The sequence below is a fragment of the Chryseolinea serpens genome, from assembly GCF_900129725.1.
Classification (GTDB): Bacteria; Bacteroidota; Bacteroidia; order Cytophagales; family Cyclobacteriaceae; genus Chryseolinea; species Chryseolinea serpens.
This window is the reverse complement of the sequence record NZ_FQWQ01000001.1, coordinates 242,084-265,110: the sequence shown is the minus strand read 5'-3', so window position 1 is coordinate 265,110 and position 23,027 is coordinate 242,084. Positions and strand designations below refer to the sequence as shown.

The 23,027-nt window shown below is 53.0% G+C and carries 18 protein-coding genes; 13 read left to right on the top strand and 5 right to left on the bottom strand.

What is annotated here, in order from left to right; translation table 11 throughout:
• Window positions 1–137: 137 nt before the first annotated feature.
• Entirely contained in the window at window positions 138–1,202 is a 1,065-nt protein-coding gene (locus BUB30_RS00955; RefSeq protein ID WP_073130018.1) for a nucleoside hydrolase, read from the bottom strand.
• Window positions 1,203–1,469: 267 nt separating this feature from the next.
• On the opposite strand from BUB30_RS00955, the gene BUB30_RS00950 reads away from it, so the two are divergent.
• The 6 genes from BUB30_RS00950 (at window position 1,470) to BUB30_RS00925 (ending at window position 7,539) form a co-directional block, all read left to right on the top strand.
• Window positions 1,470–2,354: a DnaJ C-terminal domain-containing protein gene (locus BUB30_RS00950; protein WP_073130015.1), complete on the top strand. Its 885-nt coding sequence runs from the start codon at window positions 1,470–1,472 to the stop codon at window positions 2,352–2,354.
• Between the two features lie 6 nt (window positions 2,355–2,360).
• Window positions 2,361–2,654 (top strand): chaperone modulator CbpM, encoded by a 294-nt coding sequence (locus BUB30_RS00945; RefSeq protein ID WP_073130012.1) that lies wholly within the window; start codon window positions 2,361–2,363, stop codon window positions 2,652–2,654.
• A 166-nt stretch (window positions 2,655–2,820) separates the two neighbouring features.
• Entirely contained in the window at window positions 2,821–3,405 is a 585-nt protein-coding gene (locus BUB30_RS00940; protein WP_073130009.1) for a PhnA domain-containing protein, read from the top strand.
• A 23-nt stretch (window positions 3,406–3,428) separates the two neighbouring features.
• Window positions 3,429–3,935, top strand: a complete 507-nt coding sequence (locus tag BUB30_RS00935; protein ID WP_143164720.1) for a hypothetical protein — start codon at window positions 3,429–3,431, stop codon at window positions 3,933–3,935.
• Window positions 3,936–4,397: 462 nt separating this feature from the next.
• Window positions 4,398–5,894 (top strand): LamG-like jellyroll fold domain-containing protein, encoded by a 1,497-nt coding sequence (locus tag BUB30_RS00930; protein ID WP_073130000.1) that lies wholly within the window; start codon window positions 4,398–4,400, stop codon window positions 5,892–5,894.
• Window positions 5,895–6,054: 160 nt separating this feature from the next.
• A complete protein-coding gene (locus BUB30_RS00925; RefSeq protein ID WP_084137821.1) occupies window positions 6,055–7,539 on the top strand; it encodes a LamG-like jellyroll fold domain-containing protein in 1,485 nt (494 codons plus the stop codon).
• An 87-nt stretch (window positions 7,540–7,626) separates the two neighbouring features.
• Here the strand turns inward: BUB30_RS00925 and BUB30_RS00920 are convergent, their stop codons facing one another.
• On the bottom strand, window positions 7,627–9,075 hold the full coding sequence (locus BUB30_RS00920) for a T9SS type B sorting domain-containing protein (protein WP_073129995.1): 1,449 nt from the start codon (window positions 9,073–9,075) through the stop codon (window positions 7,627–7,629).
• On the bottom strand, window positions 9,076–10,182 hold the full coding sequence (locus BUB30_RS00915; protein WP_143164718.1) for a hypothetical protein: 1,107 nt from the start codon (window positions 10,180–10,182) through the stop codon (window positions 9,076–9,078).
• A 363-nt stretch (window positions 10,183–10,545) separates the two neighbouring features.
• On the opposite strand from BUB30_RS00915, the gene BUB30_RS00910 reads away from it, so the two are divergent.
• Entirely contained in the window at window positions 10,546–10,974 is a 429-nt protein-coding gene (locus tag BUB30_RS00910; protein WP_143164717.1) for a hypothetical protein, read from the top strand.
• Window positions 10,975–11,584: 610 nt separating this feature from the next.
• A complete protein-coding gene (locus tag BUB30_RS00905; protein ID WP_073129986.1) occupies window positions 11,585–13,216 on the top strand; it encodes a GH35 family beta-galactosidase in 1,632 nt (543 codons plus the stop codon).
• A gap of 108 nt (window positions 13,217–13,324) precedes the next feature.
• Here BUB30_RS00905 and BUB30_RS00900 read toward each other — a convergent pair whose 3' ends face one another.
• Both BUB30_RS00900 and BUB30_RS00895 read right to left on the bottom strand, forming a co-directional pair.
• On the bottom strand, window positions 13,325–14,350 hold the full coding sequence (locus BUB30_RS00900) for a zinc-dependent alcohol dehydrogenase family protein (RefSeq protein ID WP_073129983.1): 1,026 nt from the start codon (window positions 14,348–14,350) through the stop codon (window positions 13,325–13,327).
• 158 nt (window positions 14,351–14,508) lie between these two features.
• A complete protein-coding gene (locus BUB30_RS00895; RefSeq protein ID WP_073129980.1) occupies window positions 14,509–14,844 on the bottom strand; it encodes a DUF6958 family protein in 336 nt (111 codons plus the stop codon).
• 279 nt (window positions 14,845–15,123) lie between these two features.
• Here BUB30_RS00895 and BUB30_RS00890 point away from each other — a divergent pair, with 279 nt between their 5' ends.
• From BUB30_RS00890 to BUB30_RS00870, 5 genes are all read left to right on the top strand, one after another.
• The gene (locus BUB30_RS00890; RefSeq protein ID WP_073129977.1) at window positions 15,124–16,230 is read left to right on the top strand and encodes a DUF4421 family protein; all 1,107 of its coding nucleotides are present in this window, start codon (window positions 15,124–15,126) and stop codon (window positions 16,228–16,230) included.
• A gap of 267 nt (window positions 16,231–16,497) precedes the next feature.
• Window positions 16,498–18,138 carry a carboxylesterase/lipase family protein gene (locus BUB30_RS00885; protein ID WP_073129974.1) on the top strand — a complete coding sequence of 547 codons (1,641 nt, stop codon included), beginning with the start codon at window positions 16,498–16,500 and terminating at the stop codon, window positions 18,136–18,138.
• A gap of 30 nt (window positions 18,139–18,168) precedes the next feature.
• Window positions 18,169–19,821 (top strand): carboxylesterase/lipase family protein, encoded by a 1,653-nt coding sequence (locus BUB30_RS00880; protein WP_073129971.1) that lies wholly within the window; start codon window positions 18,169–18,171, stop codon window positions 19,819–19,821.
• Window positions 19,822–20,058: 237 nt separating this feature from the next.
• The gene (locus tag BUB30_RS00875; RefSeq protein ID WP_073129969.1) at window positions 20,059–21,804 is read left to right on the top strand and encodes an alpha-L-fucosidase; all 1,746 of its coding nucleotides are present in this window, start codon (window positions 20,059–20,061) and stop codon (window positions 21,802–21,804) included.
• A gap of 70 nt (window positions 21,805–21,874) precedes the next feature.
• On the top strand, window positions 21,875–23,014 hold the full coding sequence (locus BUB30_RS00870) for a M23 family metallopeptidase (protein WP_178376986.1): 1,140 nt from the start codon (window positions 21,875–21,877) through the stop codon (window positions 23,012–23,014).
• Window positions 23,015–23,027 lie beyond the last annotated feature (13 nt).

Below are 23,027 nucleotides of genomic sequence, written 5' to 3'. Positions count from 1 at the left end.
ATCGGATCTGGCTTCACACGTTCTGGCACGAAACGCACACGTCGTCATCGTCATTCGCACGGACACGCCGCTAAATCTTAATGGATGATCAGAACAGCAGATGATTAAGATCGCATAGTTGCTTGGCGAACGCCCGCTCATTTGCTTTGTCCAAACAAGGAAAGCTTCGAAAAGAAATCCTCCAGCAGCAGAGAACAATCCAATTCCGTATAGACCCGGATATTTCTCCCTGTCGTATTCACTTCATACAACCCCTGGCTGTTGATCAGCGGAGCCGGTCGAAGCACATAGCGGCTTGAAGAAGGATCGGCCTCGAAGGATGACTGAAGAGCCGTCAGCAATACCAAAGGACTGTCGCCGATGACATAGGTTTCGCCGATGTTGAAGTTATACTGTATGGCAAGTTTCATAATACGCTCCAGGTTCCCGGTCAGATAGGCCCCGATTTTTCCCTGCCCTTTCACTTTGAGCACCAGGGACGAATACGGGATCAACACTTGCCGATAGCTGCTTCTTGGAATTTGCCAGACGGGAATGCGCGACTTATTAAACACCACCTGGCCCGCCTTGATATCGATCCCCAAATTATATTCCAGGCTCGTATATCCCGGGGGTGGCGGCGCAAGCTCTACATATTCGGGGCCGCCAATCCAGATCAAAGTTAACCGGCTGGCTATTTCAGGCTTTATAAGCAACGCGCTGGCCAGGTCGGTGAGCCCGGCTCCACACACGACATACAACGGCAGCTTTGTATCGTTGCGCATCGCCTCTTGAATGATAGCATTGGCCGCGTCCGAGTGCTGGGGAACACTGTCGCTTTCCAAAGCCGCGTTCGACCCCTGGAAAACCGGGAAGGATTTGCCCAGGTTCATCAGCGCCAACACCTCGTCGACTTTCTTTTTTGCATTGGCCGCCGTCACGTTCGACGGGTCGAAAGGATCGCCCGCCTTTAAGTGCGACCCAATGATCGCCCTAATCTCCACAGAGGGCGACAACAGGTGATGCACCAATTGAAACAACCCATCCGGGTCACCGCTAAAATCATTGTCAATGATGACACGCATACGCGGCCTGATAAGCTCATCCGAAAACCATGGCGCCGGCTTCTTTCCCGCATTGTTTGTCTGACCAAAACCAACCACGCTTGCTAAAAAAAACATCAGCGTGAGCGCATACAGTCTATTCTTTTTTCTGAAGTTCATTGTAAGCTATTTTTTATGAAGCTACTAAAAATAAGACAACCCCGGTTCATTCGAAACAAAGCACACCAACAATCCGGCGAAGCATCTGCATTTCGTTGCATCAACTTTGCCTGCTCGCCGAAGCTTTAGCGGAGGCGAGGCGGTTAAATGTATTTCCTCTATCCAAACCACTAACTTGCCCAAGGCCAACCCACCAATAATTCACCCTCCAATTAACATTCCGACAGGCGAATACGTTATTTTTAGGTACAGCATAACTGCCCACCTATGGAATTTATCGACTACTACAAAATTCTGGGGATCGACAAAACCGCGTCGGCCGACGACATCAAAAAGGCCTATCGCAAACTGGCCCGCAAGCTCCACCCCGACCTGAACCCGAACGACAAAGAGGCCCACAAAAAATTCCAGGAGATCAACGAAGCCAACGAAGTGCTCAGCGACCCCGAGAAGCGCAAGAAGTATGACCAATCCGGCAAAGACTGGCAACACGCCGAACACTTCGAACAACAACGCCAAAGCCGCCCCCGCCCGGAACACCACACCACCACCGGCTACGACTTCTCCGACGAAGGCGGCGACTTCTCCAGCTTCTTCGAATCCATGTTCGGCGACGCCGCACGACACCAACAACAAGCCCGTTTCCGCGGCCAAGACTTCAACGCCGAACTCCACCAGACCCTGGAAGAAGCCATGACTACCCACCAGCAAACCCTGACGGTGAACGGCAAAAACATCCGTATCACCATCCCCGCGGGCATCGAGAACGGCCAGATCATAAAACTGAAAGGCTACGGCGCCCCCGGAGCCAACGGCGGCCCGGCCGGTGACCTCTACATCACCTTCCAGATCGCCCCACACCCCACCTTCAAACGCTCGGGCGACGACCTGTTTGCCACCGCCACCATCGATCTCTACACGGCCGTGCTGGGAGGCGAAACCACCCTCGACACGCTGAGCGGCAAAGTGAAACTGAAAGTGAACCCCGAGACCCAACCCGGCACCAAGGTGAGACTGAAAGGAAAAGGCTTCCCCGTCTACAAAAAAGAAGGCCAAACCGGCGACCTCTACGTCACCTTCGACGTGAAGCTCCCGACAAACCTCACCGACAAACAACGCGAACTCTTCACAGAACTATCACAGCTTAAATAGACCACCATGGAACTCCACGATATGATCCCCGCCCGTGATTTTTGTATTCACCACAACCTCGAGGTCTCCTTCATCCGCACCCTGGAAGAACACGGCATGATCGAAACGGTGACGATAGAAGAAACGCTGTTCGTCCCCAATGTGCAACTTGAGAGGCTTGAAAAGATCGTACGGCTACACGCCGACCTGGACATCAACCTGGAGGGGATCGATACGATCATACACCTGTTGCAACGCATCGAGGAGCAGCAGGCGGAAATCATGCTATTGAAAAATCGTCTCGAACGGTATGAGGATTGACCCCTCACCTGCTCTTCATATCCCAACCTGTGACCGCGAGTGCCTGTCAAAATATCAGAACGTTCATTCGGCTCGAAGATGAGCTCAATCACCCCAAACCAACCGGAAAACATTCGGACTGGAATTCAATATTTTTATACCTATTTTCGCGGCATTATCACGCCTCATGACGCTAGAACAAAAACTACACGAACGGAGCGGATCCGTCTGTGAATTGTGCGGCAGCACAAACGCCCTGCAAGCCCATGCCGTTACACCGGCTTCCACCGATGCCGACAAAAACGTTCTCCTCTGTCAAACCTGTCTCAACCAAATCCACGCTCCCACCCAAGGCGACGTGAACCACTGGCGATGCTTGAACACCAGCATGTGGAGCACCGTCCCTGCCGTGCAGGTCATGGCCTGGCGTTTACTGCAGGCCCTTCGCCACGAAGGCTGGCCCCAAGACCTACTCGACATGCTCTACCTGGACGACGAAACCCTGGCCTGGGCAAAAGCCGGCACTGAAGACGCGGACACAACAGCCGATGAAATGGTGATCCACAAAGACAGCAACGGAACCATCTTGCAGGCCGGCGATACCGTCGTGCTCATAAAGGATCTGGACGTAAAGGGCGGTGGCTTCACCGCCAAGCGCGGCACTGCCGTGCGGGGCATCACCCTGGTAGAAGACAATGCCGGGCAGATTGAGGGAAAAGTTAGCGGGCAACAGATCGTGATCCTTACTCAGTTTGTGAAGAAGTCGGGATGATGTCTCAACAACCTAGATCAACAATGAAAAGAGTGTTAGTTCTTAAAAAAGATCTTTCCCCAACCTGGGTCAAGATCGTCGGCGTAATGATATTTTTAGCAACCCTCTACAAAATTATTTCGCTTACGTTCTTTACCGTTGGTCTGCACGTCTATTTGATTATGAACCTTATCGCCGTGTTGATCTGGCTGGTCAAGACGGTCCTCGTGGTGGACATGGACAAGCAGGAAGTCCGTGAGGGCTTATGGATCTTTGGAAATATCTATCTTGATAAATACAAGTTCCAGGGACTGGAAAAGATTTTCATCAACCGGGTAAACAGCGTCCAGACCTTCAGACAACTGACGCGGACAATCGACATCCACAATCAGCATTACAAGGCTTTTTTAAAGACGACCGATGGCGAGAAGATTTGCATTGGTGAAGATGCGGACAAAGACAAGCTGATTGCGGAAGTGAAGGCGCATAACACGGTGTTGAAGACTGTCATTTTTGACAATTCTTTGGTCGAGCCCATCCAATTAGTTTGAGGCTTAAATCGTCTTTATTATCGACACTATAGCGTAACTATTTATTTTAACGCATCATCCGTATAAACAGGGAGCATTATCCACAGGCTGGTTCACTTTTTGCAGCACTCCGAGAGCCACTCCAAATCCACAAGCACGCAAAATAATTTGATTTGATTCCTCGCGTCAGTCGTTCTTCCAACGCCACATACGATATATTTTTTTTCTATTGACAAACCCATTGTGTTTGTGGAGATTTCGAAATGAACTCGTGTTCATAAAAACGATTGATGTTAGAAACGGTTATAAAGCGCCGTGTAGTATTGTGTAGCAGGCATTCTCTTTCTTCTCACTGAGCTCCCTTGCGCGGAGCCAAGCACGCAAGGCCGCTCGATGGTCACACCCTTCTTTCCTTTTCCGGTTGATTTATTTATTGTCCGAACGCGACTGAATTTTTCGATTTCATACTTAAACAACCCCCCTATGAAAAGATTACCTCAACGTCTGGTACGTGTCTCAGGCTGGGCATGTGCGTTGTTGCTTCTCTCCTGCCAGAAACAGGACGAAGGCGTTCCGGTTGAACAACCGGTACAATTTAGCTTCCATTATACCGCGCCTTCTGTCACGGGCGGCCGAACCGAAGACGTTCTCGCAGGAGCCGCTTTTATCTTCGTTAAAGTTAGTGATGCGGCACACCAACCGGTGAAGGCCAGGATGTTGCCCCTGATCAATTTCAACGGAAAGCTCATCAGTGAACCTATCTCCCTTTTGCCGGGCAATTATTTCATAACCGAATTCCTGGTGACAGACAAATGGGGAGGCGTGATGCTTGCCACGCCGCGTGAAGGCTCCGACTTGGCCTACCTCGTAGTCGACCCGCTCGACATTTCGATGCCCATCAGCAAAGATGAAGTTTCCGAGTTTGCTCCCGAGGTGGTGGCGATAGGCGAGCATCATGCGGAGGATTTCGGGTATGCATCGTTCACCTTCCAGTATGTCAAGACCTTCGACTTTCTGATCGCCGTGGCGGCCTACGACTCCGTGGAAAACAAACTAAACCTCACCGAAGCCAAGGTGTCGATCTCCGGACCGTCGCATACGCCCATCCTTCAACAGACGATTCCGGCCGCCACCGCGCTGCTGACCATGCCCGACGTTGATCAAACCTTTACGGTACTGGTCGAAAAAGAGGGATACTCCGCCTACAAGGAATCGTTTACTACCGCCCAACTGAAGCAATATTTTAGCAGCACCGAAAATGGCCCACTCCTGGTGACCTTGCGCATGGGCCACCTTGTATTTTGGAACGCATTGGGTAGCGACGACGAGGTGATGAACAGTCTTGTGGGACCGGGCTTGTCGTTTTACAACGGCAATGACGGTCTCAATATTCCGGCCAACCACGAATATGGACCAGCCCAGGTCGGCAACGGCATCACGATCGCGCCTGGCTATTATGGTGTGCTGCAACGGGCGCACAACGTTGTCATGACCGACCCGGGTTCGGTGATCAACCCCGAGCGGGGCGCCATTTCCTGTTACTTCCGTCAAAACATATCGCCCGTTGCCTATTCGCAAAACCCGTATCGCATCTTCGATGGAGGGTATGGATTGGACAGCGGTCTGGGAGTTGAAAGTTTAGACTTTAACGGAGATGGGCTGGCCAACGCGTTGGCATTCGTATTCACGCTCGGTGGTGCCACCCCGATCGTCGTCTACAGCATGAACTTCGATGCCTACAACGGCCAATGGATCCACGTGGCTGCCGTGTGGGACCGGGCGGGCATTAACGGTACGACCGAACGAATGCGTATCTATATCAACGGTGAAAAAACCGCCTCCGGCCAAGAACTTGGATGGGGCACCACGTTTGGTCCCCAAGTCGATATTGCCGGTGGCAACAGCGACGGCAACAACATCGCGCGTCAATTCTATGTCGATGAGTTGAAGATCTATGATTATGCGAAGACAGACTACTAGGTGTTTTGATTGACGCCTACTGTCATGTCTTGACACCAACATCCACCCTTGCGTGTCGCGGGGGTGGATGTTGCTCAAGGTTCTCACCTTCCTTTCCGGTTGACTTATTTTTTATTGTCTGAACGACTGAATTATCCGACTACATACTAAACACCCCCCTATGAAAAGATTAACTCAAACTCTGGTACGTGCCACAGGCTGGGCATGTGCGTTGTTGCTTCTCTCCTGTCAGAAACAGGACGAAGGCGTGCCTGTTGAACAACAGGTACAGTTTAGCTTCCATTATACCGCCCCTTCTGATATGGCGGGTCGAACCGAAGACGACCTGGCGGAAGCCGCTTTTGTCGTCGTTACTGTTAATGATGCTGCACACCAACCTGTCCAGACTGGAAAGAAGTTGTCGCTGATCAATGTCAATGGAAAGTTTGTCAGCGAGCCCCTATCCCTGTTGCCGGGCAACTATCTCTTGTCCGACTTCGTGGTGCTCAACCAGTGGGGAGCCGTGCTCTTTGCTTCACCTCATAAACACTCCGGCATGGCGAACCTCGTGGTCGCCCCGCTCGACTTTTCGTTGCCGGTTGGCAAAGGCAAAGTTTTCGAATTTGTGCCCGAAGTGTTGTCGGTTGGTGATCACCGGGCGGAAGATTTCGGGTATGCCTCTTTCAACTTCCCGCATGTCAAGACGTTCAATTTTCATATTGCCGTGTCGGTCTGCGACACGGTGGAAGACAAGTGTACCGAAGCCATGGTATCGATCTTCAGCAAGTCGCATGGGCTCCTCCTCCAACGGAGCATTCACGCCGAGATCACGCGCCTGACCCTGCCCGACTACGAAGATAACTTTACCATTCGCGTGGAAAAGAAGGGGTACTCTACCTACCAGGAATCGTTTAGCGCGACCGCGCTGAAGCAATATCTCAAGGGAACCGAAAAAGGGCCACTCCACGTGACCTTGTGCAAGGGCCACCTCGTCTTTTGGAATACGTTGGGTTCCGACACCGAAGTGTTAAACAGCCGCGTGGGTCCGGACTTGTCGTTCTACACCGGCGGTGATGGCCTCAATAGCCCGGCCAACCACGAATATGCACCAGCCAAAAAGGGCAACGGTATCACGATCGCGCCGGGCACTTATTTCGTGGGCCAACGGCTGCACAACGTCGTCATGACAGACCCCGGCACGGTGATCAACCCCGAGCGAGGTGCTATTGTCTGTTACTTCCGTCAAAACCAATCGCCCGTCGCTTATTCAAACAACCCCTATCGCATCTTCGATGGCCCCTATGGATTGGATAGCGGCTTGGGATTTGTGAGCTATGACTACATTGGAGATGGACTGTCCGACGCGCTGTGGTTTGAACTCACGCTGGGTGGTACCACAGCCATCATCAGCAGTACAAACTTCAACGTCTACAACGGCCAGTGGCTACACGTGGCCGCGGTGTGGGACCGGGCGGGTATTAACGGCACAAACGAAACCATGCGCATCTACATCAACGGTGAAAAAGTTGCCGCCGGTCAGGAAGCCGGATGGGGCACCCTGTTTGGTGCGCAAGCCGATATCGCTGGTGGCAACGACCAGAACATCGCCGGCAAATTTTATGTCGATGAATTGAAGATCTATGATTATGCTAAGACGGACTATTAGACAGTTCTGATAGCGTCTGGCACTTTACACCAACATCCACCTTGCGCGTTGCAGGTGGATGTTGTTTTTTAGAATTGCTCCGTGTTCTTAATGGATCAACTGAATCATCCCTTTCTGATCGGGAATACACTTGCTGCGCAGGGTATAAAAATATACGCCTGTGCTGAGGCTTGCCTGGGGCCAGTTGTTTTCGTAGCTGGAGGTGGTAAAAATGCGTTCACCCCAACGGTTGTAGACCGTTAGTGAACCGTCCTGAACATGATCAGGCAATTGAAAATAGTCGTTCTTGTTGTCGCCGTTTGGCGTGATCACGTTGGGGATCAGGAATTCTCCGGCATCTTTTATCGTGACCAGCACTTCGTCTTGTGCCGCGCCACAGTGGTTGGTGACGGTGATGCCGTAGGTTCCGGCTTGTTCGATGGTGAGGGTTGATGATGTGCTGCCATCCGACCATTGCACGGTTTCGCCGGTCTTTGCGGCATACGAGAGGCGCACTTCTTTTCCATCACACAACTTTTGATCCTCGCCCAGGTCTACGACCGGCAGAGGGCTTAGGGTCACCCCTACCTCATCCGTAACGATCGTGCATCCGTTCGAGACGGTGATCTTATACGTGCCGGGTGATGTGATCGCTAGTGCTGTTGCTGTGCTTCCATCCGACCATTGAATGGTCTCTCCGGGTCCGGCCGCATAGTTCAGGCTGGCTTCTTTTCCGACGCAGAGCTGCAGGTCGTTTCCAAGATCGACGACGGGGGGAAGTTTCACCGTTACCTTCGCGGTATCGCTCACCGTTTGGCAGATGTTGGAAACTTTGACCGAATAGGTGCCCGTCGTGCTCACGGTCTTTGTGGTGGAGGTGCTGCCGTCGCTCCATAGATAGGTGGCGCCATCAAAAACGGGAAGATTCCACGCAACGGAATTGCCGGGGCAGATCAGCTGATCGTTGCCCAGCGTGAACACGATCGGCGCCGGATTGAAGACCTCGACTTCATCGTGGACGGTGTTGCCTTGCCAGGTCACGTCTACCCAGTACGTTCCGGCTTGCGTTACTTCGATTGTGCTGTTGGTGCTGCCCGTGCTCCACAGGTATTGCGCATTGCAGCGCTGGCCGGGAGACAACTTCACCTTTTCGCCATGGCATATGGTGACATCAGACCCCAGCGAGATATCCGTGGCCGGCGGCGGCTGCGGATCGTTAACGTAAGGCGAAGGATTGTTGCCGACGGACGCGACAACCGACCAGACATCGGGATCGTCGACGATCTTTGATCCAAAGACGGAGGCGCCGGTGTTAAGTACGTTGTCGACCATCAGCCAGGCGTTGTCGCCGAAGTCCAGTTCCATGTTCCAAACAATGTCTTCTCCCGGGCCCGTAACGAACCGCGCGCATTCCACAGTAGCCAGGTCGTTGGAAAGGGTGGCGACAAAAGAATCGGCTTGAAATTCGGGTTTTGTCGAGCTGTAGGGACCGATGTCCAGGAGGTAGCTGTAGTAGTAGGCCGACACCAAAACGCGATCCTGGCTATCCACTTCCACTTACGTTCCGGAGTCGAACCCCGTATCTCCAATGGAGCGGGCACTCAGGGGAATTCCATCGGGGTCTACTTTTGTCACAAAGGCATCTGCTTCGCCGTTGTTGACAATGTCGATCGTTCCGAACTTTGTACCCGGGCCGTAAAACCGGCCGGCCACAAAGATGTTGTCCTGGCTGTCGACCGCCACACCATATCCACCCTGGTCCACGCCTCCTTCGCTCTCTCTTGCCCACAGGGTATGGCCGTCGGGTGTGAGCTTCACCAAAAAGAAGTTTTCAGAAACTGTAAAGCTATGAACGATATGACCGTCGAACGAGATCTCCGGCGAGGCGAAGTAGCCGGTAAAGATCACGTTGTCGTGCGAGTCGGTTTTGATGTCCTGGATATAATCGTATGAGTTGCCTTCACCGCCGACGCCTTTGGTCCAGGCCACGGTCCCGTTTGGGCGGATGGCTGCCACAAAAGAATCGTATCCAGCGTCGACCTGGTTGACTGCCCCGGTGATGATCGGCACGCCGCCCATGGTGATGTGGTGGTCCGGCAGTCCCGCGGTAGCACTGCTCTTCTCAACAAAGATTGCTGCCAAAATGATGTTCCCATTGTCGGATATGGTGAGGCCTGCCGGGTTTTCGTCGTCCGCTCCGGTGGAACTTGTCGCCCACAGGGGGAGGCCGTCGGGGGTGTAGTTCACGACAAAGATATCCGAGCGGCCCGTGCTGGTCAGTGCAATGCAGTCGAAGGTAATGGAGGTGTAGAAGATCCCGGCCACCACAACGTTGTCGTTGGCGTCTACTTCAATTTCGGAAGCGAAGGCGGCATCGGCCGTAACCGGGTTTGTTGCCCACACCAGCGAAAAGTTTTTGTCGTACTTGGCGATAAAGGCCCCGTGACCATTGGTAGGAATAGGGAACGTGTAGGGACCAAGGACGAAGTCGTCGATGTGATAGCTTCCGGCCACGTAGAGGTTGTCGAACCGGTCGCGCGCCACATCATCGATGGTTACGTGTTTATAATAGATCAGTTGCTCCCAATCGTTGCACTGCGCGGCAGCCGCCAGGGAAAACAATGCGCTAACAAGGGTTAGAAAACAGCGACCAAACGTTGACATCGAATACGTGGATTTAGAAAAAACAACTGAACACCCAACACCAACAGGCCAGCCTGCAAACATACTAAATCTGTTATTGGTCCAGAAAGGCGTGTAGGGTTTTCGAAGCTATTCACCTTTTTTCAGCGTGCCGTCCCTCCTCCTGTGGAACAAGCAAAAGAAACAGATCCAGCACTTCTCCACCAGTTGGTTTGGGGTGGACGGGTTGCGGCCGCCGTCTGGTCACCAAAGATTCGGAAAATGTGAACAAGGTAGTTTCCGACGCAAGCCGGCATCCCCTTCCGGCCACGGCGGTTCATCGAATAATTTTTGACAAATCCATTCGTTATCCGCACCTATGCGTGTGAAAGTCCCTCTGTCGCCATGAAAAGAATTTTGATCCTGCTGCTTTGCTTTGTTTGCCGTTCGCTGGTGAGCGGGCAGACGTTTAACCGCGAACAAATCATTGGCACCTGGACCTGCCGGGAGGTGGCCTTCACGGAACCGATCGAGCAAACGCCGGAAGAAATGGCGACCGTCGAAAAAACAAAACGCGGGCTCATCGGGTCGCAGTTTATTTTCCAACCCAATGGTTTGTTCATGATGCGGCTGCCGGTGAGTGCGCCGACGGAGTTTAAAGAGCTCGAATCCATGAACAACAAGATGTGGCACATCAAAGCTAAAGAACGGATGGTTTTTGTGGGGTCGCTCGATGATGACCTGATGATCATTAATGTAAAAAATACAAACGGATATTATTATTTTCACATACAGGATTCACCGTTGGCTTTGAGGATGGAGCGGAGCCGATAGCGGTTATGGGGCAGTCGAGTTCTTGGGTTAGGACAACATTTATTACATTAGGCTTTTGTAACCATGACCGAGGCGTACTGCCGGCCCTTCGACAAAAGCACGTCGTTCCGCAGGCACGCATTTCCTCGATCTTCGCGCGTGTTTCAAGGAACCCCGTGGATAGCGCATTGTATCTGTGCCGCATTTGAAGTGGGCGTGACACATTCGGTGTTTGCCGAGGTTCGTTTTATCGGGCGTGAAGTGTATCCGGGTTCAGTGCTCTCGAAATTCGGGATGTCTTGAATTACTGGCGTAGGTTTCTAAAAAACTTGTGCCTGCGACATGACGAAGTACTTCCGCACGTTTGCAAAAGCACGTCGTTCCGCAGGCACAACTTTCCTCGATCTTCGCACTTAATCAAGGAACCCCGCGGATGGCTCGTTGAATCTGTGTGGTGATGCATTTGAATGGGCTCGAGGCATTCAGTGTTTGCCGGGGTCCGTTTTAGTTCGTGCGCAGGTTATCCGGTTTCAGTGCTTTCGAAATTCGGGATGTCTTGGACTACTGGCGTAGGTTTTTAATTAGCTTGTGCCTGCGACATGACGTACCGCCTGCCCAAAAAATCATAACTATGAAACTTCGACATTTTATCCTCCTCACGCTTATTACAACCATCAGCCCGGCCGTAGCCCAAAAGAAGTTCAACTCTATCCCAGCGCTCCGAAAACAAGGCCAGACCACACAACTGATCGTCGAAGACAAACCCTTCCTCGTGTTGGGTGGCGAGTTGGGAAATTCGAGTGCTTCGGATTTGGGGTATATGCGGCCCGTGTGGAAGAAATTGCAGGACATGCACTGCAACACCGTGCTAACCCCGGTATATTGGGAGCTGATCGAACCAGAGAAAGGCCGCTACAACTTCACCTTACTCGACAGCCTTATCGACAACGCTCGGGAACATGATTTGAAGCTTATTCTGCTTTGGTTTGGCAGCTGGAAAAACAGCATGTCCTGCTATGTGCCCGCATGGGTCAAAAAAGATTATAAAAATTTTCCGCGCGCCCACGACAAGAATGGCAGACCCCAGGAAATTCTTACGCCGTTCAGCAACAACAATCTTCAAGCGGACATCAATGCGTTTAGCGCATTGCTCAAACATGTCAAAGAGAAGGATGAGTTGTATCAAACCGTGATCATGATCCAGGTGGAGAACGAGATCGGCATGTTGCCCAGTGCGCGGGATTACCATCCCGATGCCACAAAAGCTTTTCAACAGGAAGTGCCGCAGTCACTCGTTCAGTATTTGAAACAACACAAGAGCACGCTGTCAAAAAATGTGTTGGATGCCTGGGGGAAAGAAGGGTTTAAAACGCAGGGGACGTGGGAGCAGCTCTTCGGTAAGGGATTGGCCACCGATGAGATCTTTATCGCCTGGCATTTCGCCGTCTTCACCAACCAGGTCACCAAAGCCGGTAAGAAAATTTATCCACTGCCGATGTTTGTCAATGCCGCGTTGAACAGGCCGAACGCCATCCCCGGCGACTATCCCAGCGGTGGTCCGCTGCCACACATCATCGACATCTGGAAAGCCGGCGCCCCTGCCGTCGACTTTCTTTCGCCCGATTTTTACAATCCCGACTTTAAACTTTGGAACGATCGCTATACGCGGGAAGGCAATCCGTTGTTTATTCCCGAAATACGCTTCGAACCCTCTGTGGCTGCCAAAGCATTTTATGCCATCGGTCACTATCACGCCCTTGGCTTCTCCCCTTTCTCGATCGAATCAACCGCCACACCACAGGACGAGCCGCTGGGGAAAAGCTATCGCGTCTTGTCGCAGCTTACATCACTCATCGGTGCCCAAGCCAGCGCGAACACGATGGACGGTGCTCTGCTGGACAAGAGTTCCCCTGCCGACACGATCGTGTTTGGCGCGTACACCTTCACCATCAAACATGATTACACCCTGGGATGGTCACCCAAAGCAAAAGAGGACGTGTGGCCTCAAACTGCTTGCCTGGTCATCGAAACGGCTCCCGGTGAATTCATAGTCGCCGGAACGGGCGTCGTCATCACGTTTTCATCCACCCACCCCGACCAAGGCGAGACCGGAATCCTAACCATAGAAGAAGGAAACTTCGACCACGACCAATGGACACCGGCGCGGATCCTGAACGGCGACCAAAGTCACCAGGGAAGACACCTCCGGATCGAAACCGGCAATTTTGGAATTCAAAAACTGAAACTCTACCAATACAAATAACCGGCTCAGTCGTAGTTGGCGAACGGACTTGTATTTCCTCTACGTCGCCATTGCCTGCACGCCGAAGCTTCAGCGAAGGGCGGGCGGTGAAACGTTTCAATACACCATCTACAACACCAACACCTTCGCCCCGCGAACGTGCTTGTGCTTCAAATCGATTAACGCCTCATTGGCCTTCTCAAACGGATACACGTCCACTTCCGGCTTTATCGGGATAGCAGCCGCTATCGACAAAAATTCCTCCACATCAGCACGCGTAATGTTGGCCACTGATTTTATCTCCTTCTCCATCCACAAATGATCCTGATAACGAAGCGTGAGCAATGCATTTTGATCGGCAGACTCCTTTCGAATGGCATTGATCACCAACCTCCCCCCAGGCTTCAGCTGCAGCAACGCTTGCGCGATCGTCGACCAAACCGGAGTCGTGTCGATGATCGCGTTGGCCTGGGATGGTGATGTGTCCGTCGAAGCACCGGCCCAGCGGGCACCAAGTCCCCGGGCGAATTCCTGCTCTTCGGTGCTCCGGGCATAAACATCGATAGCACTCTGCGGATATAAGTGGCGCGCCAGCTTTAACACCAGGTGACCCGACGCGCCAAACCCGGTGAGTCCAAGGGTGTCGCCATCCGACAGTCCGGCAAGTTTTAGCGAACGATAGCCGATGGCCCCTGCACAGAGCAGTGGAGCGGCTTCGGCATCGGAGAAAACGGTGGGGATGGGATAGGCAAATTTTTCGTTGACCGTCAAGTATTCTGCATAGCCGCCATGATGATCTCTTCCGGTGGCCCTGAAATCGGGGCAGAGGTTTTCCGTTCCTGCCAGGCAGTACTCGCACTTCCCGCACGACGAATAGATCCAGGCCACACCCACCCGGTCGCCTTTGCAAAAGCGGCTGGCGTTCGTTCCAACGTCGTGCACCACACCAATCACCTGGTGCCCGGGTATGACTGGATATTCCGGCGGCGGGGTGCGGCCCTCTATTTCATCGAGCTCGGTATGACAAACCCCGCAGCATAAAACTTTGATGAGCACTTCTTGCTCCGCGGGATGAGGCATGGGCACGTCGCTCCGATTGAGGGGTGCTGTTCTCCCGTCGAGGTTTGTGATCTTGGAAAGGAGCCACGCTTTCATGTGGTCGATGCTGTTTTAGGAAGATAGCAAGGGCACGGTAAACCGCAAAACCGATTTACATTTTAGGAAGGTGAAGGCGCCAGAATAAACGCTTGCCCGGCTTGAAACGAATGAGCTGGTATTCCCGGGGGAAATCCCGAAAATGACCGGCGAAAATATTATTGATAGAAGTCAATAGGTTTTCCCTTCTGACGGTTGGCTTTAGGCGTTAACCGTAACACAAATGTATTTCGTTTTAGCCGCGAAGGCATCAACCGGATAAATCCTTTGGCTTCCAGGTCGAGCTTCACATGAAACACTAGCCACGCCACGTTGGGATAGGCCTTCATCGTTTTTTCCGCTTCGGCAATGAGGGTGGCGAGCGTCGCGTCTTCGTCGTGTTTGATTTGACGCAGTATCAGATCTGCGGCAGCAGCATAGGCCTCCCTTTCAATTTTTACACCTTTGCTTTTGCGCGGATGTTCGGTTTCAATCAACTCATTGTTCTTTTCCATCAGCAAACTCCCCATGCTTTTGATAACAGTTTCAACCCGGTGGCTTAAGTTGAAGAAGCTTTCCGACGCAATATCAACAGGATAAAATTACCCTGAACAGGTCAGGATTGAACATTAGACGGATCGTTGAAAAATTTCGACAGACGCCGCCGGGCGGCAAAACACGTTTTGATGGCTTGACCGCCGGTCCAACTTTCTCTCCGTCCGTCCAACAAAGACGCTGCTTTCCTGTTATCTCTTTATCCTCTTTATCTCCATCGTTTCGCACACGCATCGCCTATGAAATCCTGCAGCGCCCCCTGGGTATTGCTCTCCCTACTTCTCGCGGTCCCGACGGCTGCTGCCGCACAGGAAAATGTGTTGCTGCATCCCGACAAATTCTACCGGAAGTTCTTTCCCCATCTGCGCATCAGGCGCCCGCTGCTGGATACAGCCTATATAAAAACCTATCCCAACGCATTGTCGGTGGGCGTGCATGTGCTTTCTCCCGGCGTTAGGCTCAACCTAAGCCCGCGCACGTCGGAGGTCCCGGCGGCGTCGAACTTTCGCACGAGCATGGGCGACATCCTGGGATTTTCGGCAGGCTATCGCTTCGTGGCCGCAGGCTTTGCCTTCCTGCTCAAATCGGGGCTTCAAAAAAATGATGCTTACACACCCAGCGCTTACCGCACTGCTACCATAAAATTCCTGGGCAGCGCTTATTCCTTCCAATTCAAATACATCCGCATCAAAGGATTCACCGACATTGGGTCCATCAACCGAAGCCTCGACGGTTCATATCGTCTCCGGCCCGACCTGATGAGCAAAGAATTTCAGTTCGAGGGGATTTACAATGCCAATTGGAAACGGTATTCCTACGCCGCGCCGATCACGTTCGCACAGCGACAGGTCCGGAGCCAGGTTGGTTTGTTGCTCAAGGCCGGCGCCTTCTACAACCAGTTGTCGGGCGACTCCGCCATCATCACCCGCACGCAACAGCCTTACTATGACCCCGCGTTTGCCAACATCACCACGCTGCGGAGAGTGATGGTGGAAGCCGGACCGGGTGTGGGTGGCAACCTCGTTTTTCGCAGAAGTTTCTTTGTTTCTTTCGTGGTCTTCTCTTCGGTCAATCTATACGTCTACAAATACCTGGAGACCCCTCAGCAAAAAACAAGTGCGCGTCAGGCATTTGTCTTTCGACCTGAAGGCAGGGCCAGCATCGGGTATCAATCCCAGCGCATGTATGGTGGCCTGCGCTTCGAATATGACTGGAGCCGTGCGGCGCTCCAATCCATTACACTCTCTACCGCTAATCGCTACATCGGCCTTGACTTCGGCTACAGGTTTACGGCACCCCGCGCCATGAAAAAGTTCTATCGCAAGACCATGCCCCCGGGCATGTAATTTGCCATCGCGCAGAAATTGGCAGCCGGAAACCTTAGATGGATCTTCGAAAAGCGTCGACCGATGCCCTGGGTTTATCAAATGTTGCCGCGAACGGAGTTTAAATGCCTTGATCAACGGCTCGTGTTGCGTCATGGCCATCACATCGCCAACCGCCAGCATGCCCCGGGGAAGCGTGTTGCCGCCTATGGAAAACACATCGCATGACGAAATAAATAAGATGAATTTAGATATTATTGTGTACACGTAACACATTGAATCCACCCTATGAAAAGAATCATTACCGCCATCGTACTATGGAGTGTCCTCGCTGCTTTGCATGCCAGCGGACAAAAAAGCGTCACCCTCCCGATTCAGAACGGACAAGACATTGCTGTGGCACAAACCCGCTCGGGAAAAGTGCGCGGTTATATTCACAACGGCATCTATGCTTATAAAGGAATTCCCTATGCCCAGGCCAAGCGCTTTCAGGCTCCGCAAAAGCCCACGCCCTGGGAAGGCATTCGAAGCTCGATGACGTATGGTCCTGTTTCTCCACTGCTCACTCCCACCACACAGGTGAACGACGAAAGCGAATTTCTTTTTCATCACGACTGGGGCTATACCAACGAGGACTGCCTCCGGTTGAATGTCTGGACCCCGGCCATCAACGACGGCAAGAAACGGCCCGTCATGTTCTGGATCCACGGCGGTGGTTACACCGCCGGATCATCGCAGGAGTTGCCCTCCTATGACGGTGAATCGATCAGCCGGAAAGGCGATGTGATCCTGGTGTCGATCAATCACCGCCTCAACATCCTCGGATTCCTCGATCTCTCCGAATATGGCGATCAATACAAAGGTTCTGCCAACGCCAGCTTTCTCGACCTGGTGGCCGCCCTGGAGTGGGTGAAGGACAACATTTCAAATTTTGGCGGCGATCCCAACAACGTCACCATCTTTGGACAATCGGGTGGCGGTGGAAAAGTGACCACGCTCATGAGTTCGCCCAAGGCAAAAGGACTGTTTCACAAAGCCATCGTGCAAAGCGGCGTGTGGTCCGACTTCCAGGACAATCTGATATCGAAACGGATCGGCGCCGCCGTGTTGAACGAGCTGGGCATCATCCCCTCGCGTGTTGACTCCATCGCGAAAGTGCCCTACGACAAACTGGTGGCGGCCGGAAACAAAGCGCTCCAAAAAGTGCGCGAACAACTCACAGCCGAAGGCAAGCCCGTCGGTGCTGGATTGCGCTTCGGCTGGGGCCCTACGCTCGACGGCGACTTTCTGCCCTACCAAATGAGCGATCCCAAGGCCCTTGCCCTCTCGGCAAATGTTCCGCTGGTGATCGGCTCCACAAAAAATGAGTTCATCACATCGATCCGCAACCCCGATCTCAGAAAGGCAACACCCGAGCAAGCCAAAGCTCATCTGCAAAAACAGTGGGGCGACAAAACGGAAGCGTACCTTGCCGCTGTGAAAAAGACCTATCCCAACGACACCCGCGCCAGCGACTTAGTGGATATCGACGGTTTCTTCCGCCCCGGCATGGTGGCCGAAGCCAATGCCAAATCGTCCAACGGTACGGCGCCGGTATACATGTATTTGTTCACGTGGCAGTCGCCCGTGTTCAATGGCGACTACAAAGCTTTTCATTGTATGGAGATCCCCTTTGTCATGAACAACATTGCGCGCTGCGAGGAAATGACCGGTGGCGGAAAAGAGGCCTATGCGCTGGCCGACAAAATGAGCCAGGCCTGGATAAACTTCGCCCGGACCGGCGACCCGAATCACAAAGGCCTGCCGCAGTGGCCAAAGTATAGCGAGGCCGTTGGCGCCACCATGATGTTCGACAACATGCCTGCCGTTCGCAACCAGCCCGACAAAGACATCCTGGCGGTATCCAGCGGAACACCTCCCAGATTTTGATTAACGCATACCCCTAAACTCATTTCAGCCATGAAGACCAATCGCAGGAAATTTATTCAGAACGCCGGGCTCAGCGCAGCAGCGCTTGGCTTTGCGCCACAGGCCATCGCCTCCGGCAGCCGGAACGATGCCGATAAAGACGGTCAGGTATTATTCATCGGAGACGATATTGCTGTGGCGAATACGGCCTATGGTAAAGTCAAAGGCTTCATGTTGCGTGGCATCAACACGTTCCTGGGCATCCCGTACGGGGCCGACACATCCGGTGCCAACCGGTTCATGCCCCCTCAGAAACCCAAACCGTGGACCGAGGTGCTGCCCGCCGTGTGGTGGGGCAACACAGCGCCCCAGAACATGGAAAAAAGATATGCGAACGTCTATGCCTCGTTTGTGGATCACTGGAACTACGACGACGTCAGCGAAGACTGTCTGAAACTAAACGTGTGGACGCCGGCCATCAACGACGGCAAGAAACGGCCCGTGATGGTTTGGCTGCACGGCGGCGGATATGCCAACGGGAACGCTATTGAACAGGACGGATACCACGGCGAAAATCTTTCCCGGAAGAACGACATCGTGTTTGTTTCCATCAACCACCGGCTGGGTCCTTTCGGCTATGCACACTTTGGCGCGGCCGGCGAGAAGTTTGGCGCTTCCGGAAACGTGGGCATGCTGGATTGTGTGGCCGCCCTGGAATGGGTGCGCGACAACATCACCAATTTTGGCGGCGACCCCGGCAATGTCACCATCATGGGACAGTCGGGTGGCGGAGCAAAAGTGTGCGTGCTCACGGCCATGCCCGCCGCAAAGGGATTGTTTCACAAGGCTGTGGCGTTGAGCGGATCTTCGTTGAAGGCCGTAGAGAAGGGCAATGCCGAAAAGCTGGCGTCCTACATTCTGAAGGAAGCCGGCCTCACCTACAACGATATGGATAAGCTCCAGCAAATGCCCTGGAAACAATACCTGGAATTTGCCTCGCGGGCCTTCACCAAGTACAGGGAAGATCTGAAGCTGCCCATGTTCGGCGGCGGCGGTGGCTTTGCTCCCGTTGTGGACGGAACCTATCTGCCACAACATCCCTACAACCTCGAGCCCGCTCCTACTGCGGCGGATGTACCCATGCTCATCTGTTCCACCTTCAACGAGCAATCGCCGAGCCGGACCGATTCCGCTCTTGAGAAAATAGACATCAACGGTGTCAAGGATAAACTCAAAGATCGCTTTGGCGATAAGACCGGAAGCATTGTGGATGCCTACACGAAAGCCTTCCCCGATAAACGGCCGATCGAGATCTGGTCTATGATTGCCAGCAACCGTCAGAATGCCATTGCCCTGGCCGATGCAAAATCCAAGCAATCGGCCGGCGTGTATGTGGCCTGGTTTGGCTGGCAGCCGCCGTTGTTCGACAACCGGATGCGTGCTTTCCACTGCTCTGATATTTGTTTTTGGTTCTACAACACCGACGTCATGATCACGCACACAGGCGGCGGCGCACGACCGCGCAAACTTTCAACCAAAATGTCGGACGCGTTGGTGAACTTTATGCGCACGGGTAATCCCAATGGAGGATCGCTGCCGCGCTGGCCTGCCTATACCGCAGCCAACGGCGAGACGATGATCCTCGACGATACATGTGCCGTGAAGAACGATCCCGACAGGGAAGCACGGAAGGCGCTGGCCTGAAGGCTTTCTGATAAACTTGGAGATATGTAGTCCGGGATGAACCTGAGTCCCGGAATTGAATAACCCTGGCCTTTAGGCCAGGGTTAAAAACACCTTCTTCCTCCGGGCTTTAGCCCTGACTGCATCCGACCATCTCCAAGGAACCATAAATCAGATTAAATCTGTGCGCCGGCAAGAGCCTAAGCCTGGGGTTATTCAGCGGCTTCATTATATTGCCATTGGATCATTCCCTTCCCCATGAAAAGAATAAATTCCTTTATCCACCTGGCCCTCGCGTTGGTGGTCTTCACGGCTTGTCAAAAAGAAAAGCCTGTCCAGGATGCCGCCCCCGTACAATCGACACCCAAGCCCTCTGCGCAAGCCATCGCCGAATGGCAGCATCAGAAGTATTCCATGTTCATTCACTTTGGTTTGTTCTCGCTGCCGGCAGGGGTCTGGAAAAATGAGAAGGTAACGAAAGGGTACAGCGAACAGATCCGCGCGCACGGAAAGATCACCAAGGAAGAATTCCACGCGCTGGCCAAGAGCTTCAATCCGGAGAAATGGAATCCCGACTCCGTTGCGTCCCTGGCAAAGCAGGCGGGAATGAAGTCGATCGTAATCACTTCCAAACATCACGATGGCTTTGCAATGTTCCACACTAAATTTTCGGATTTCAATATTGTCGACGCCACGCCCTACAAACACGACGTGATCAAGGAGCTGGCCGATGCGTGCCGGAAACAGGGCTTGAAGTTTGGCGTTTACTTCTCACTCATCGATTGGGATTTCCCCGGCGCCTCGCCGATCTCGGAAACCAACAGCGACTCCATTCCCCCCACACACCACCAGTTCAACCTAAACCAAGTGGAAGAGCTCGTGACCCAATACGGCCCGCTCTCGGAGATCTGGTTCGACATGGGCAAGCCCACCCTGCAACAAAGCCAGGAGTTGGCCGCCATGGTCAGAAAACATCAACCCGATTGCTTGCTGAGCGGCCGCCTGTGGAACGACCAGGGCGATTTTGCCGTGATGGGTGACAACGCCTCTCCCGATTTCCGCATGGGCACCCTGTGGCAAACACCGGCCTCCATGTTTGATGAAACCTGGGGCTACCGCTCCTGGCAAGTGCGCGGTGACGCCAAGGAAAAAGCAAAGGAAAAGCTCACGTCCCTCATCAAGGTGGTGAGCGCCGGCGGCAACTATTTGCTGAACATCGGTCCCATGGGCGATGGCGGGATCGTTCCCTTCGAGCGGGACGTGCTCTTAACAATGGGTGCTTGGTTTAAGCAGAATAGTGAAGGTATCTATAACACTACAGCTTCCCTCCTGCCCGAACAAACCTGGGGAGTACTGACCAGCAAACCGGGCAAAGAATATTTGTTCTTGTTGAACGGGCCTGCAGACGGCAAGTTGATTTTGAAAGGACTCCAGTCCAAGGTGACAAAAGCTTACCGGTTATCGGACAAATCGAAAGATCTTTCTTTCAGCCAGGAAAATGGTGAATGGAAAATCGATGTAGGTAAACAGAAATCAAAAGCGCTTGTCGATGTTGTTGCGTTGGAGTATGAGGGTGAGTTACAATACACGCCATCCAAAACGGTGGCGGCCACCCCTGCCGGGTCTTATCTATTGACACCAGACAATGCCATAAGTTATCATAGCTATAGCGGACGCGATTATAATTCGACCAAGCCTACCCTCATAAAGATGGAATGGTTCGTTGAGGACGCCCCCGAGGGTAAATACACCCTAGTGCTGCAGCAACTTCCTAAAGGCGAAGAAAAGGTATTGCGAATCAAAATTGACGGGCAAGAATCAACCACTACGTTAGAGAGCTACCAAATCCAAGGCATATCCGAACAGTCAAGGCATTTAATGGACGTCGCTCTGAAATCGAAAAAATTCATCACGGTGGAGATCAGCCTGGCGGATCAATCCAATCCCCATAAGAATATGGAAATGGAAGGACTCGTGCTTCGATTGGAGAAACCAATAAAGTGACGCATCGGATTGATCTTTCGATAAAAACTGTCGTATTCATCAAGACATGGGCAAACGGACTCCATTCGTAATGAGCGCTTCAAAATCCTGCTTTCTGTTCCTCCTCTGTGTAGCAAGCCTGGCGAAAGCGTTGGCCCAGTCAACACCGCCAGCCTTCAACCTACGGGTTCTGGAGACCCCACAGCCCACGGTGATCGATGGAAAGTCTATGGTTTATTATGAACTCCTCTTAGACAACTTATTGAACGACTCCCTGGAACTAAAAACCTTGGAGGTGATCCAGACCAGTGACCATTCCGTTGTCGCCACCTTTAACCGGGACGATCTAAGCCGGCGCTACGGCAGCCTCGATGGAACACACAAAGGAAGAAAGGGTGTGTTGAATCCAGATGGATCAGGGATTATCTATCTTGAAATAGCGTTGAAACAGGCCGATGCGGGTGTGCATCTTATTCATCGGCTTGAGGTCGACGCGTTGAATCAAGCGGCCGCAAAACGATCCTTCTCCGTAGAAGGCGGCAAAATCCAACATTCGAAAACCTCGCCCGTGGTGCTAGGCACGCCGTTGCGGGGTGGGCCTTGGGTGGCCATTTATGAGCCCTCCTGGGAGCGCGGTCACCGGCGGGTGATGTTCACCACCGACGGCGAACAACACATCCCCGGCCGCTTTGCCATCGACTTCATCATGCCCGACCAGCAAGGACAGTTTTCGAAGGGCAACAGCGACTCGACCAGAAATTGGTATGGCTACGGCGTCCCCGTGCTGGCCGCCAGCGATGGCGTGGTCGTGGCCACCCGCATCGATTTTATGGAAAGCCTCACCTTGTCTGCCCATCCCGACTACCCTGCTTCGAAAGCCACCGGAAATTATATTGCCATCGCCATCAACAACAACCGGGTCGTATTCTACGAGCATCTTCAACCCGGTAGCATCACCGTAAAGTCGGGACAACGCGTGAAGAAAGGAGATGTGATCGCAGCCATCGGTTTCACCGGTCAGACCACCGGCCCCCACCTTCACCTGCACGTGGCCGACCGGAACTCACCACTCGGCGCGGAGGGAGTTCCCTTTGCGATCGACGCATTCACCCTGTTGGGTGTCTATGCCGATCCCTCGGGGCTTGGCCGTCAGCCATGGACGCCGTTGGAAAATAAGAAGATGGTGAAGGAGCATCCCGGGCCGAATACGGTGATCATGTTTCAACCGTGAGGGATTTTCCACA